11 protein-coding genes, 1 tRNA gene and 1 other RNA gene are annotated in these 14,399 nt (G+C 36.9%); 5 read left to right on the top strand and 8 right to left on the bottom strand.

The window, feature by feature from the left end; genetic code table 11:
• Positions 1 to 59: 59 nt before the first annotated feature.
• From ACUNWD_RS00005 to ACUNWD_RS00015, 3 genes are all read right to left on the bottom strand, one after another.
• Positions 60 to 809, bottom strand: coding sequence for a phage integrase SAM-like domain and Arm DNA-binding domain-containing protein (locus tag ACUNWD_RS00005; RefSeq protein ID WP_445585700.1), 750 nt, complete (start codon positions 807 to 809; stop codon positions 60 to 62).
• Between the two features lie 142 nt (positions 810 to 951).
• Positions 952 to 1,347, bottom strand: a transfer-messenger RNA (tmRNA) gene (gene ssrA, locus ACUNWD_RS00010).
• Between the two features lie 107 nt (positions 1,348 to 1,454).
• Complete coding sequence (locus ACUNWD_RS00015) at positions 1,455 to 2,687, bottom strand: ammonium transporter (protein ID WP_445585701.1); 1,233 nt, start codon at positions 2,685 to 2,687, stop codon at positions 1,455 to 1,457.
• 274 nt (positions 2,688 to 2,961) lie between these two features.
• On the opposite strand from ACUNWD_RS00015, the gene ACUNWD_RS00020 reads away from it, so the two are divergent.
• A complete protein-coding gene (locus ACUNWD_RS00020; protein ID WP_445585702.1) occupies positions 2,962 to 4,161 on the top strand; it encodes an NAD(P)-dependent oxidoreductase in 1,200 nt (399 codons plus the stop codon).
• 1 nt (position 4,162) lies between these two features.
• Here the strand turns inward: ACUNWD_RS00020 and ACUNWD_RS00025 are convergent, their stop codons facing one another.
• The 4 genes from ACUNWD_RS00025 to ACUNWD_RS00040 are packed head-to-tail and all read right to left on the bottom strand — an operon-like array spanning position 4,163 to position 6,194.
• Positions 4,163 to 4,594, bottom strand: coding sequence for a hypothetical protein (locus tag ACUNWD_RS00025; protein WP_445585703.1), 432 nt, complete (start codon positions 4,592 to 4,594; stop codon positions 4,163 to 4,165).
• A 9-nt stretch (positions 4,595 to 4,603) separates the two neighbouring features.
• Positions 4,604 to 5,014: a hypothetical protein gene (locus tag ACUNWD_RS00030; RefSeq protein WP_445585704.1), complete on the bottom strand. Its 411-nt coding sequence runs from the start codon at positions 5,012 to 5,014 to the stop codon at positions 4,604 to 4,606.
• A gap of 8 nt (positions 5,015 to 5,022) precedes the next feature.
• Positions 5,023 to 5,472 (bottom strand): hypothetical protein, encoded by a 450-nt coding sequence (locus ACUNWD_RS00035; protein ID WP_445585705.1) that lies wholly within the window; start codon positions 5,470 to 5,472, stop codon positions 5,023 to 5,025.
• Entirely contained in the window at positions 5,469 to 6,194 is a 726-nt protein-coding gene (locus tag ACUNWD_RS00040) for a peptidoglycan recognition protein family protein (protein WP_445585706.1), read from the bottom strand. The genes ACUNWD_RS00035 and ACUNWD_RS00040 overlap by 4 nt, the downstream gene beginning before the upstream one ends.
• 276 nt (positions 6,195 to 6,470) lie before the next feature.
• On the opposite strand from ACUNWD_RS00040, the gene ACUNWD_RS00045 reads away from it, so the two are divergent.
• Positions 6,471 to 6,543 (top strand) — tRNA-Pro (locus tag ACUNWD_RS00045).
• A 19-nt stretch (positions 6,544 to 6,562) separates the two neighbouring features.
• Here the strand turns inward: ACUNWD_RS00045 and ACUNWD_RS00050 are convergent.
• Positions 6,563 to 8,866 (bottom strand): DUF6259 domain-containing protein, encoded by a 2,304-nt coding sequence (locus ACUNWD_RS00050; RefSeq protein WP_445585707.1) that lies wholly within the window; start codon positions 8,864 to 8,866, stop codon positions 6,563 to 6,565.
• Between the two features lie 333 nt (positions 8,867 to 9,199).
• Between ACUNWD_RS00050 and ACUNWD_RS00055 the strand changes: the two genes are divergently transcribed.
• From ACUNWD_RS00055 to ACUNWD_RS00065, 3 genes are all read left to right on the top strand, one after another.
• Complete coding sequence (locus tag ACUNWD_RS00055; protein WP_445585708.1) at positions 9,200 to 9,829, top strand: RNA polymerase sigma factor; 630 nt, start codon at positions 9,200 to 9,202, stop codon at positions 9,827 to 9,829.
• Positions 9,830 to 9,933: 104 nt separating this feature from the next.
• Positions 9,934 to 11,022, top strand: coding sequence for a FecR family protein (locus ACUNWD_RS00060; RefSeq protein ID WP_445585709.1), 1,089 nt, complete (start codon positions 9,934 to 9,936; stop codon positions 11,020 to 11,022).
• 106 nt (positions 11,023 to 11,128) lie between these two features.
• Positions 11,129 to 14,386 (top strand): TonB-dependent receptor, encoded by a 3,258-nt coding sequence (locus ACUNWD_RS00065; protein WP_445585710.1) that lies wholly within the window; start codon positions 11,129 to 11,131, stop codon positions 14,384 to 14,386.
• Positions 14,387 to 14,399: the final 13 nt, after the last annotated feature.

Raw genomic sequence — 14,399 nt, forward strand, 5'->3', positions numbered from 1 at the left:
CTTTTATGGTTATTAAATTAAGAAAACCATCTCTTAATTTTTATACCCATCTGTCCAAATTAGGCTGAAGACTTACAGCACATAAATAAAAAATGTCTTAAAGTTCGCTGTAGGTGATCAGGTAATCTACCAGCCTCATAAAGTTCAATTAGATTTTTCAACTCCTGTTCAGTTAAATAAACTCTTTGCGGTTCAATTCTTTTAAACCGAAAATTGTCAAAAGGATTTGATGTTATTATTTCTTCTCGGATGGCAATATTTATATAGGTTTGCCAATATGAAAGCATCTTGTGTATCGTATTTATATCGTTTTTTCTAGTAACTCGGCAATAATTTCTGAATTGGGTGATTAGTTTTAAATCGATTTCAGAGAAACTTAATTTTGGTTTAAAATCCTTTAGTTTATTTAGAAGTACCCTGTGATGTTTTGCTGAAATTGTCCCTATATCTTTATTTGTAACCCGTTCGGTAATTTTATTATCAAGGAATTCATAGAAATCAACATAGTATGTTGGATTCTTGTATTCTCTTCTTAGTAAATCTGCAGTTAGTTCCTTCTGCTGTAGTCGATAACGTACGAATATTTCATTGATTTTTGAAAGGCAGCTATCAATAATCAAATTGCCATCCTTGACCTCCTTTGAGTTTCCTCTTATTCTTCCCTTTATCTTATCGAATTTCTCAACAAGAACAGAAATGCCAGTATTTATTTTGACGGTTTTATTATTCAAATGAACTAGAGCATAAACAGCAACAGTCCCATTCTTTTTAACCGTTTTTTCATTGATGTATAACCTTGGATGTGCCATTTTTTTGAATGGATTTTGAATGATACATCAATATACGAATGTTTTTTGAATGGAATTTACAATTATTTGACAATTTGATGTGAGGTTTAAATGTCAGTGGGAGAGTTTCTTATGTGTACGCACTCGCGTACACATAAGAAAAAAGTGGAGCTGGCGGGAGTCGAACCCGCGTCCAAACGAGGAAGCAATACGCTTTCTACATGTGTAGCCCTGACTTAATTTTCGAGTAGTAGCTGGATCAAGGCCACCGACCACTACCTTATCTCCTTAATTTTGCTGATTAACCGGAGTCTCTAATCAACTAGCCTCAATTTATTGCACCGCCGAATCGGATAGCCTTAAGGCAATAGCATCCGGGCGATGTCTCGTCCCAGCACCTAGTGCCGGAATAAAGTGTAATCTACTTAGTAGAATTACGCAGCAAGAGCGTAGTTATTTTCGCCAATTATAAGTTTGATTATTGAGATTCACGAGCAAACAACCAACGCTCGACATGCTTACATACCTCTTCTACCCGCTGTCAAAACCAGTCAGCCCCGGTATTAAGGGATGACAAAATTACAATAATTTTCAGCATTTTCAATAAAATAAAACCCCTCATCTAAATGAATAGATGAAGGGGAAGTATTGTTGAATTTTGAATTCTTATATCTGACGGGCAACCTCGCCGTGTGTCGTAATGTCAAGACCTTTAAATTCTTCGTTATGAGTAACTTTCACTTTAACGAATTTATTAATTAAGATAAGCATTCCATAGGTGAATGAAAACGCCCAAACAATAGCAAGTCCCAGCGCTAATGCTTCTTTTAACAATAAAGAGAAACCTCCTCCATTCAATAATCCATTTGGAATATTTGGGTTGATGGAATTATTAGCAAAGATTCCAAGGAGCAATGTCCCAAAAACTCCACCCATTCCGTGAACTCCCCAAACATCAAGGGCATCATCCCAGCCCAGACGATCTTTGAATTTCACTGCAGCGTAACAGCCAAGTGATGCGAAAATTCCGATCATAGCAGCAGTAGGCATCGAAACAAAACCGGCAGCTGGGGTAATCGTCGCCAGTCCGGCAACAGCTCCAGTCATCAACCCGATGAATGTTGGTCGTTTATTTCCACGTGTCCATTCTATTACAAGCCAGGTAACAGCTGCAAATGAGGCAGATAAGTCAGTGTTGAAAAAGGCCATAACAGTAATTCCATTCACATCAAGTTCACTACCGGCATTAAAGCCATACCAACCGAACCAAAGTAATGCAGTTCCAATAGCTACCAATGGAATATTATTGGGTTCTGTAATCCAAACCTGACGTTTTCCAACAAATATTACAGCAGCTAAGGCAGCAAAACCAGCAGTTGCATGTACAACTATACCACCTGCAAAGTCAAAAACTCCCCATTCGGCAAGGATACCTCCGCCCCAAACCATGTGTACAAATGGGTAATAAACAAATATTTGCCATAGGATTAAAAAGAAAACATAGGATTTGAATGTCACCCTGTTGATGAAAGCACCAGTGATCAATGCCGGCGTTATGATGGCAAACATCATTTGGTAAGCGATAAAAATCAATTCGGGGAAATCATGTCCCGGAAACATGGTGTTTAATGTGATCCCATTTAGAAAGGCTTTATCAAAATTCCCGAAAATCCCGAGAAAATCGGTTCCTTCAGCCAGTGTCCCACTAAAACAGAGTGAATATCCGAAACTAAACCAAAGAACAGTAGTAATACCAAGTGATACAAAACTTTGCATCATGATATTCAAAATGTTCTTCTTATTTCCTAAACCTCCATAAAAAAAGGCGAGCCCTGGTGTCATAAGCATAACCAGGCTAGTCGCCAAAATCATAAACGTAGTTAATCCTTTGTCAATCATAAGTCTTACAATTAATAATTATTTTCAGCCGGGTCAAAAATAGAAAAAATGTGTTTACGGGAAGTCCCCCCTTTTGTAATATATATTCTTTTTAAATAGAAGATATTATATTTTGAATCATACCCCTTTGCTGCAGGGGTGTTCTGTTAAATATTAATTTTTCATGAAGATATGTGGAGTGTTGCAATGAGTGTTATCTCAATATGGATGAAAGTTACACGTGTTGCAAATATTCTTATCTTTAAAAACAAAGGAATCAAAATCGTAATTTAAAATGAAAGTTGGCATTTTAAGAGAGACTCGCCGTTGGGATGATCGCAGGGTCGCCATTACTCCAGAAACAGCAAAATTAATTCATCAGAACTTTCCGGATGTGGAACTGGTTGTTCAAGCTTCTGAGATTAGAATACATCGAGATGATGAATATCGGGAAATTGGAATTTCGGTAGTAGATGATGTTTCTGATTGTGATGTATTGATTGGTGTTAAGGAGGTTAGTGACGATGCACTTATTGAGGGTAAAACCTATTTTATGTTCTCGCATGTGGCAAAAGAACAAGAGCATAATAGGCAATTTTTAAAAGAAATGTCGCGGAAGAGAATTACATTAATCGACTATGAATATTTGACTGATACCGATGAAAAGAGGGTGGTCGCTTTCGGATTTTGGGCAGGCGTTGTTGGTACATATTATGCATTTAAGGGGATCGCCAAACGGTTTGCTAAAATTGAAATCCCAGGGCCGGATAAATGCCTGGATTTAAATGATCTGCACCATCAGTTAAGACAGTTTGAAGTGCCTCCGATTAAAATTGTAGTTACTGGTGGAGGCCGGGTCGCAAGTGGGTCTTTAGAAATAATACGGGAACTGGGAATTCAGGAGGTTCTTCCCCGTGATTTTTTATACAAAGAATTTGAGCATCCTGTTTTTATAAGACTTGATCCGGAAGAATATGTAGAACCAATAGAAGGTAATTTTGATCGGGAAGCATTCTTTAAAAATCCGAAAGGGTATCGTTCTGCATTTTTACCATATACCAAAGCAGCCGATGTTTTTATTCCTTGTCACTTTTGGAATCCGGAATCGCCGGTATTTTTCACCAAAGAAGAATTAAGAGAAAAGGATTTTGCCATTTCAATAATTGCAGATATCAGTTGTGATGTGCCTGGGCCAATACCTACTACTATTCGCAGTTCAACTATTGACAAGCCTTTCTACGATATTGAGCCAGCTTCACTGAAAGAATGCGAAGCTTTTTCTTCGTCGAAGAATGTTACAGTGATGGCGGTCGATAATTTACCAACAGCACTTCCGGTAGATGCCTCAAGAACTTTTGCCCGTGACCTTTATTACCAGGTATTTTCATCATTATTTGGAAAAGATGAGCATGGAATTATAGAACGTGCGACTATCTTAAAAGGTGGAAAATTAACAGAGTCATATAGTTACTTAAAAGATTTTCTGGAAGGTTAAATTATAGGGAAATAAGGACGGCTCCACCAATAAATCCAGCTATTAGATAATAAACTCGTGATTGACGAATCCGGTTTCGGTCGTCAATTAATCTGATATTTTCAAGTTGTTGAGTTTCTAATTGGCTATCATTTTGTAATAACTGCTGTCTCCAATAGTCTGCTTCCAATCGTTTAATGGTTGCCGCGCTATCAGCCAACATAATTCGTTTTTCTTTTAACTCTAGTTGTTTTTCGTATAGTTTAACTTTTTCAAGGTTGATATCATTGCTTTTAGCGTCTTTCATTAGCGATTTTATTACTCGTGATTTGAGAACGATCAAGGTATCTTTCGATTGATTGGTGAAGGTTTCGCCGGGTTTCAATGTTTTGTTTTGAGAAAATGAAACAAGAGATGCAATTGATAAACAGAAAACCAATACTATATTTTTCATTTGAGGTGATTATTTGTATCGTTCATTAATCATTTTTACTAATTCGTCGGGAGAGGATTTTTCGATTTCATTTAGCTTTTGCCGTTGATAGTCGTCAAGGTTATTTATTTTTTCTGCAACAAGAGCAGATTTATAATCGAGATATTCCATTTGGGCTTTTAATGAGCGGAACCTGCTTTCATATTCTTCTTTTACTTTTTGCCAGTCTTCACGTTTCTGTTGGTGTTCGCTCTTAATTTGGTCAATTCGTTCTTCAGAGCTCTTAATTCCAAAAATCTTTGATTTGATAGTGGCCCAAAGAATGGTTAATCCGCCAATTAAACTACCTGGACCAGAAACATCAAAACTTACAAAAATGAGTAAGCCTATCAAGGTGAGGATAATTATTCCATTGATGATTAATTTTATATTCTTTTCCATGCTCTGGTCTAATGAGGTTCAGTTCCTACTATTTCTTTTCCTTCTGCTGTATAACTTGGTTGTTTCGATGAATAGGAAGTCTGTTGTGTCGTGCTGGCATTTATCCTGGCTATTTGTTCTCGGGTACGATTGTCCTCAAAAATTATTTTTTCGTCATTTTTATCTTTCTTTTCCATTACTCGGAATATTTCCTTCATACCAAAAATTAAACCCCAAATAGTTGTATTGAAAGTCACCCATTGCGTTCCATTAATTCCTAATTCGTAAGAGTTTTCACCAATTACCACCATCTTATGACAGATGAGTAAATAGGTTGAAACCCAGGTTCCGGCAATTAGACCCCATAGTTTTACTGAAATTAAGGTGAACATTAATTTAGAAAACCATTTCAACCAAAACTCCTTTTGTGAGATGGTGTAAAATTCATCAGGATTGATATTGCTTTTTGTATTGGTCATGACAATGAAGTTAATTTTGTTAATGTATTCCAGGTTTGTGGGCCAACAATTCCATCGACTTCCAGTTGATGGTCGGCTTGAAAGTTCTTAATTGCAGCAAGTGTTTTTACACCCATAATCCCATCTGCCTTTCCTACAGCATAATCTAATTTTTTGAGCAGTTTTTGAACGTTTGTAGCGGATTTTTCTACTTCAACTTTATTCATGAAATTAGTCTCAGGTCGTTTCTTTTCGATCCATTCCTGTATGATATATCCCGGGCATGCTGGCTTCCCAAAGTGATAGTGTCCAAATACATCGTAATTTGATAACTGTAGGCTTTTTAAAAGGAAGTTAACCAGGTTTTCAATTGCCTTAAGTTGTTCTCCAGTAGGGGCGCTAGTTCCAAGTTCATGCCCGGGACCAGCAAAATTTCCTTCCAGCATAATTCCAACTGCCGAAGTGTTTTGACCGCTGCAGTGCCAAACAATATCCGATAATTCGTTTGCCTGAACGATCTCTCCATTTTTACGAATTCCATAGTGATAGCAAAAATGAGGACATCCTTTTTCTGAAATGTGGTTTTGAACACCAGGTTTAGTGTGATACTTGTTTACCTGTTCAATAGAGCTTTCACCCATCTCCTGGTGAATAATAATTTTTTTAATTTGCCGGAGTTCACGTTTTCCCCAGATTCGGTTAGGATGCCAGGGCAATTCCCGGATTAAGTTTTTTATTATCATAGGGTGATTATTGTAGTTTTGATAAATATATTAAAATTAAGTTAGATTACAATGCTTTTATATCTGCTGCAATTCAGTCTGTTGCGAGTTTTTATTGATGGGAGTTGAACTGAAATAAGTTATTGTGAGAAGTTAAATAAAGGGCTTTTGGAAGGATTCAGCATATTTTATTTAAATCAAAATGAAAGAGTGATGATGCAAAAATTGTTCTCTGTGTAGAATTTGATTGTATCAAATAAAATGAAGTATTATTTTTACTCCTCAAATATTTAAGATCGGGATGTAGCGCAGTTGGTAGCGTACCACGTTCGGGACGTGGGGGTCGTCCGTTCGAGTCGGATCATCCCGACTTATTTAAAATATATTGCTTAATTAGAATACAGTACCATTACTGCGCTTAAGGGGTCAACAGCTATTTTTAACAACTTTGATGCATTTGCCTGTATGGCTTTTTCTGTAGCATTATGCATGATCCAGATATCCTTCATTTTCTTCATGTCTATTGCGATTTCCTGTTGATCGGGTAAGTAATTCACAAAAATCTGCCCATACCGTTTATCTTGACTTTGCCAGTTCGAAGTTAACACAGACGGGAAATTTATGGGTAGGCCATTACTTTTGCTAACCATGGGGATATTGTATGCTCCTTCAAAGGGTAGAGGTTTTAACATTCGTCCTGTAACGAGAAAGTCTTTCCCATTGTGTAATCGCCACGCATTTAGGTTTTTGATTAGCGTTTTCATGTGGTCTTGGTCAGGAATTTTTTCTTCCCATAAAGCTCCCCATGCCTGGATCATATCTCCATTTCCACGTAATATGACAGTAAACATATCACCTGCCGTAAATGAATACGCTAAGCGTTGAAGCATATTCAGCGGACTTTTAGCAATATTAATAGTTGAGCCAAGTGAGTTTTGGTTCCCCATAAAACCATTTATATATTCGTGGTTAATGTATTGATAGGCAGGAACTGGTGTCCCAAAACCCAAATTAATAGTTGAGCGGTTATCATTAAATAGCAAGTATTGGTAGAATGGTTCAGCTGCAGCGGCTTCGCAACCGAGCAGAGGCCTGCGTTTAGACGAATTTAAGATAGGCATTAATGTTTTGTATATATCTTCCATAGCTTCATTTTGCCACGTCCCCGGACCATAGCCATGCCCATGATTATTACTGTAACAACCGTAACATGCTCCTCCCAGATTTTGGTCGAAATACTGAATGTAATCAACGTTGCCCTCACTTACCATTTGAGAAACCTGACTGACCACAACATCCTTTACAAACCTGTTGGTTGGACACATATCATATCCAAGACGCTGTGCATGGGGAGCAGCACATACATTATTTGAAGAAAATCCACCATCTGGAGCTTTCTTCATAATTTTTTCCAATCCTAATTTCTCAAACTCGTCATATTTGTTAAATGTAGTGTCAGTATTACTGCGCAAAGTATAACCTATTCCACTGGCATATAATCCAATATAATTTCCATTGTCGTGTAAATTCTCTACAAATTGATTGAAATTCGTTATGCTACCATATGGAGGCCAGGCATAAGGTGGAGCCCATGGTGCAGAACCTTCCCAGTGCATTAATAGAGATAATATTTTGCTGTCGAAGGCCTTTCCCAGTTTGTCTATTATTGGCAACGCATTGGTATAAGGATACAATTCATTTAGAGTCATATCTCCCATATCTTTTTGCCCTCGAATTGGGTAGGTTACTACAACCGGAGATTCAAAGTACCAAAGAGGTAGATTTTCATTTTCTGATATTTTTTTAGGATAAGATATTTTGGATGATTCAACCCAATTTCGGTAGATGTCAGCTGCATCATACCAGTCACCTTCAAAGGTTCCAATTACCATATTGTAAGGAAGCTTATGTTTTCCTTTACCAGCTCCTGTTGTGAAGAGATGATATTCCATTTTTATCCCGTTTCTGCCTGTCTTACAATACTCAATTCCTTTGGGATGGCATTGATCGTCATGTGTCGCCATATATAAACCACCTTGCGACGAATAATAGGCCATAAACTGTGTTTGTGCAGAAGAAGGATACATACCAATCCACCCAAGCAGATTTGGGTATTCTATAGGTTGGTATTTTCGGATACCTTCTTCCCTTATATTGATATCCTCAATAACAACACCTTCCTGGGCTGGCCAGAAAATTCGGGAGTCGCCTCCATTTCCAATCAAGTCATTTGGCACAACAACATTTGGGAAATCAATATAATCCATTAAGTAAGGAGAATTATTGTCAACAATTATGTTCCAATTCATAAATGGAGAGTCTTTTGAAACATCAACTGTTACAATTGCAAAGAGATCTATATCCTCAAACTGACTAAACGAAATTGTTATCCTATCTTCTGATTGATTGATTTCACATTTCCCTGCAAAATCACTATTTATTCTGACTACCTCACCCTTTTTTGCTGTATCTCGAAAACATATTTCAAATAAGGCTCTTTTGGCATTGTCAATGTCAATCATTTGTCTGCCATTTTTTTCAATCGATTTTATAGCTCCATTTAGATTGCTTAAAGTGAGGTTGTAATAGCTATTGGCGTATATCGTTTCTGTATCTCCATTGTTTTTTTTACAACTAAAAAGAAGTAGAGTTACTAGGATCAGGAATAGGTAATTGACGATTCTGATTTTCATCCTTTAGTATAGTTATCGATTTAGTTATCAGTTTATTTTCTTGTAGATCAATTTACGAAATAATTTAGAATAGATTTTTTATTTGTTAGGGCTGATATATAACAGAAGGGACGAAAGCCTTTAGCCAATAGGGTATAGGGGAGTTTAGTTGTTTATACTATGAAGTTGCATTTTTGTGTTTGGTCGTTTTTGTTTGCATGTTTGAAAATACATTGTTTTAAAATTTGCAATCGTTAATTTTGTTATTGCACATCAAAATATTCTATCTTCAAAAACAAAAAAATCAATCAAAAGAATCTTTTAGTATTTAGTAAGATTCATTTTGACATTTGAATGAATAGGTTTAAACAAAAGGAAATTGTTGCCTCCGGCTATTGGTTAAAGTTCATAAGTGGAGACAGAGATGCTTTAGGGAATATCTTTCGTGAATATTTTCTGGATCTTGTTGCTTATGGCTTGAAAATAATTAAGTCTGAAGATTTGGTAAAAGATCGTATTCAGGAGTTGTTTGTCTATTTGTGGGAACGCCGCTTGAAGCTGCCGGAAGTTAAGAATGTTAGGGTTTATTTACTGATTTGCCTTAAGAATGATCTGTTGCAAACCTTAAAGTCAGTGAAACATGATAAACTTGATTTAACAGTTCATAATAGCCCTTTTGTTATTTCTATAGAAGATTTTATCATTGAAAAAGAGCAGGAGTTTGAATTGGCTGGAAAAGTGGCTTCTTGTCTTGAAAAATTGACAGACCGGCAAAGAGAAATAGTTTATTTACGATTTTATTTAAATCTCCAATTTCCACAATTGGCAGAAGTTATGCATATGAATATTCAATCTGTGCGTAACTTACTTTTTCGGACTCTTGAAAAAATACGGGGAGAAATCGAAGATAGCGATATACAACAGTCCGGTAATATTGAATTAATTTTATTCAATCTGCTTCAGAGTTCAATGGATTATGCGTAAACTCTCCAATTTAAAATCCTATTTAAAAATTTTTCTAATAATTTTTATTTTTCCCTGAGTATAAAATACTCTTTATTCCATCTTTTAAATAGAAACGTTGGAAGATGAATAGAAGAAAACAAAATATTTGCGAAAAGTTACTTGCCGATAATCGGTTTTTAATGTGGGCTTTGGGGAAAAGTGAAGAAGACTCAAAGTATTGGGAATTATGGAAAGATAAGAACTCTGAGTCCTTGGAAGAGTTTGATCAAGCGTTCGAAACAGTTCAGTTGTTCAAGTTTAAATCTCCGGACATTTCTACTGAAGAAGTGGCGGAATATTGGCTGAAGTCGAAATCAAAAATGAAGGTTCGGCATTTGCCAAGCTTCAGAAAAACGGTTCATTGGTATCAGCGAATAGCTGGAATCCTTATTATTCCAATATTGTTATTCTCAGTCTGGTTTTTTTATACCCACTATCAACTAAAATACGAGCTTAATAACATTAGTGAATATCATCAGAAAAAAAGCATTCGTGTTGTTGCTCCTTTAGGGGGTCAGCTTCAAGTGGAACTTCCTGATGGTTCACAGGCATGGCTAAATTCAGGATCTGAACTTCGTTATCCGGCATCCTTTGCAGAAAATATCAGGGAAGTAGAAATGACCGGTGAAATTTATTTTAAAGTAGTGAAAAGTGAGGAGGTTTTTGTAGTGAGGAACCCGGGACCTTCTATTACGGTTCATGGAACTGAATTTAATGTTCATGCTTACCCCGATGAAAATAATATTACAATAGCTTTAGCAGAAGGTATAATTTCTTTGGATGAAAATGGGAAAGAATTGATGATGAATGAAGGAGAGGTTGCGTTTTATGATGTAGCCTCCGGAAGTCTTAAAAAAGATAAATCTGATGTTTATCCTTACACATCATGGCGGGAAGGAAAGTATATATTTAGGAATGCCACATTGGAGTCTATATTGAAGACTCTGGAACGAAATTATAATGTAAAAATTTATCTGGAGGACTCCACCATGAATCAATTTACTTATGATGCGACAATAAATGGGGAACCTCTGGAAGAGATATTAGAACTATTATCATTCTCAGCACCGGTTAAATATGAGTACAAAAAGCGTCAGATAAAAGCTGATGGTAGTTATACTAAAGCAGAGGTGAGATTATGGAAAGATAATGAAAGAGTAGTAAACCACTAAAATAAGGCCTATGATATAAAACAATAGATGCGGTTAATGCTGCAAACATCCCCGCATCTAATTTTTGAGTTAATTAATTAGTGTAGTAATTAATCAGTACAAATTTATGAAAAAAAACAAAATGGCAGAGCCGATATTAATATCCGGCATGCACAAGATTTTTAGAATCATGAAACTAACAATCATTTTAACAGTGATCTGTGTCCTTCAGGTTTTCGCGGGGAGAAGTTACTCCCAAAGTGCAAACCTAACTTTGGAAGTAAAAAATACGAGTATTGAGAATGTACTTCTAAATATAGAAGAACAGAGCAGGTATGTTTTTTTGTACAATAAAGATATGATTGATGTGAAACGCAGGGTCGACGTTCAGCTTAAAAACGTGGATGTTGAAGACGCTTTAAAACATATCTTTAGTGGTACTGGTGTTGAATATCGAATTATAAATAATCAGATTGCACTAAGTCCCGGCTATCAGCAACAGCCTCAAGAACTAACTGTTACGGGAAAGGTGACAGATGGTTCCGGATTACCATTGCCTGGTGTAACGGTTGTTATCGAAGGCACATCTCAGGGAACAATTACGGATGCTGATGGTAACTATTCTATACCTAAAGTTAGTGCAGATGCAATTCTTATCTTTTCTTTTGTGGGGATGAAGATGCAGGAACTACCTGTGTTAGGCCAGGGGCAGATTGATGTTATGATGGAAGAGGAAGTTGTTGGGATTGATGAGGTTGTTGCCATTGGGTACGGCTCAATGAAAAAAGGAGAAGTGACGAGTGCGGTTGCTTCTGTCGAAAAGGAAAAATTTGTAAAAGGAATGGTTAAGAGTCCCGAGCAGCTTCTACAGGGAAAGGTCGCAGGTTTACAAATAACAAATTTTTCCGGTGACCCGGTTTTGGGCTTGCAAATGACTATTAGGGGAGTAAATTCATTGTCTGGAAGTACTTCACCTTTGATTGTTATTGATGGAATTCCAGGAGGAAGTCTTGCCGCAATATCGAGTGAGGATATTGAATCTGTTGATGTATTAAAAGATGGTTCTGCTGCTGCGATTTACGGCACCAGGGGGACTAATGGTGTAGTTATTATTACGACCAACAGGGCAAAAGCAACAGCTCCTACTGCAGAGTACAATACATCAGTATCGATTGAATCAATTTCGAAACATGCCGATATGTTGACTGCTGATGATTATCGCCAGTACAAAGATGATCCTGCATTTGTTGGAATGATTGATGAAGGATCAACTACAGATTGGGTGGATGCAATTTCACGAACAGCCATTAGCCATAATCATTTTTTATCCCTTAGAGGAGGATCAGAACAGTCAAGCTATATCGCTTCTATAGAGTATAAAGACAGGGAAGGGGTAATAAATAAAACAGATCGGGAGTCTCTCACAGCAAAGCTGGGAATCAATCATGTCATGTTTGATAATAAAATTCGTATTAGTGCAAACATAAACGATAGTTATGTGACACAGCAACGGGTTTGGTATGCTGCATATTTACATGCTTTATTACAAAATCCAACGAATCCTATTTATGACGAAAATGGCGATTACACAGAATATAGAATAAACCTGAAACCATTTAATCCGGTTTCGATGATTAACGAGGAGTATGACAAAGAAGGATATAACCAATTGATGATGAATGGTAAAATAACGTTTTCGCCAATTTCTGAAATCAATTTAAGTGTGATGGGGGCTCTTCAACGTTTCGACAGAATGGAGAACAAAAGCAATACGTTCAAGCATATGTCTACTGTAGTCAATAATACCTTTGGTAACGTTTGGAATTGGGCAGACAATAGTTTTGAAAAGACCTTGGAAGTTGTTGGAGACTATACAAAATCTTTTCAAAACCATAATGTTACAGCTATGGTTGGTTATAGCTTTATCGAAGACGATGCCAAAGGTATTTATCAATGGGCAAAGGATTTTCCAACAGATATATTTGGACCATGGAATATTGGATCACTTAATGAAATGAAGGATGACAAAGCAGATATGAGCAGTTATCGTAACGGTCACCGATTGATATCCTTTTTTGGTAGGGCTACTTACAATTATGCAGATAAATACTTATTCATGGCTAGTGTTAGGCGCGAAGGATCAACACGATTTGGAGCAAATCACAAATGGGGCGTATTTCCAGCACTTTCTGCAGGTTGGAGAATTTCAAAAGAAGCTTTTATGCAAGATGTCAGATTCTTTGACGATTTAAAGCTGCGTGTTGGTTATGGTGTAACAGGAAATGAAGTTACCCAGAATTACTTGTCATTGTACTTATTAAACTATAGTGGGTTTTCTTATCTGAATGGTCGATGGGTACAAGGATCAGCACCTTATCAAAATCCAAATCCGGATCTTCGTTGGGAGACTAAAAAGGAACTTAATATGGGGCTTGATTTTACCGTGCTAAATCAGCGTTTATCTGGATCTTTGGATATCTATAGAAGGGTGACTTCAGATTTGCTTGCTAATTATGTGGTACCTACACCTCCAAATATTATTTCTTCGATGACTGCGAATGTGGGTGAGATTGAAAATAAGGGGGTTGAATTGTTGCTTAATGGAAACGTAGTTAAAAGACAAAATTTCACCTTCGATATTACAGGAACCATAGCCTATAATGAGAATAAGATTAAGTCGCTTTCAGACGATCAATATCAAAGAGATTATTGGTATGAAGGTTGGACAGGCTCTCCAATTCAGACTCATACGCATATTGTAAAACAGGGAGAAGCTGTTGGTAACTTCCACGGCTATGAAACCTATGGGCTTACCGACGATGGTTTGTGGCAGATATATGGAGCTGATGGAAATCCTAAGTTACTTTCGGAAGGTGCTGATGGAGATAAGAAAGTGATTGGAAACGGAATACCATCAACCTATGCCAGCTTAACTCTTTCTCTTGGTTACAAAAAATTTGATTTTTCTTTGATGTTGCGCGGTGCTTTCGATTACCAAATATTAAATACTCAAAGAATGCACTTTGAAACAACCAAGCGAATTGGTGAAGGAAACCTACCAAGATCTGTACTGGATAAGCCATTTGGAAGTAGCTCATTTGTGACAGATAGCCCATCCATGCAAAGCTATTATGTGGAAGATGGGGACTACCTGAAGATTGATAATATTAACCTTGGGTATTCATTTGACTTCAAAGGACAAAATGTTATTCAGAAGATGAGAGTATATGTTGCAGGAACCAATCTACATACTTTCACTAAGTACAAGGGGCTTGACCCGGAAGTTAGCGTAAAAGGACTTGCTCCAGGTGTCGATGGATCTGGTACAGGTAATACCTATCCAACAACTAGCCTGATTACGTTTGGAGTTAACCTTTCATTTTAACCTTTAATATTCA

Source organism: Sunxiuqinia sp. A32, from assembly GCF_052690465.1.